General features: G+C 62.2%; 1 protein-coding gene. It reads left to right on the top strand.

From position 1 onward, the window contains the following. Nucleotides 1-134: 134 nt before the first annotated feature. On the top strand, nt 135-394 hold a 260-nt coding region (locus ACWGS9_RS35460), incomplete at its 3' end, for a GFA family protein (protein WP_454509512.1).

Raw genomic sequence — 394 nt, 5'->3', positions numbered from 1 at the left:
TTTGACCTCATGCATGAGGGCAAGTCGATCCGCAGCGTGGTGGTTTACTGAAGCAAAACCACTGGTAGAGGAACCCACCGGGCCGCAGGCCGGAGCGCCCGCGACCTCTGTGGTCAAACAGGGAGGAAGTAGGAATGGCGGAAAAACTGCATCACTCGATCGACAACGGCCTGCCGAAGGAGAGCGCAAGCTTTTCCGGCGGCACGCTGGTCTGCCTCTGCACCAGCAATCCGGTGAAGGTGAAGGTCAAGGGCCAGATCGCGCACAACCACGCCTGCGGCTGCACCAAGTGCTGGAAGCCGGAAGGCGCCATCTTCTCGGTGGTGGCCGTTGCCGGCACGGGCGACGTCACGGTCACGGAGAACGGCGACAAGCTGAAAGTGGTCGATCCGGC

Source organism: Mesorhizobium sp. Arg314 (assembly GCF_053714275.1).
This window is presented reverse-complemented; position numbering and strand designations above follow the sequence as displayed.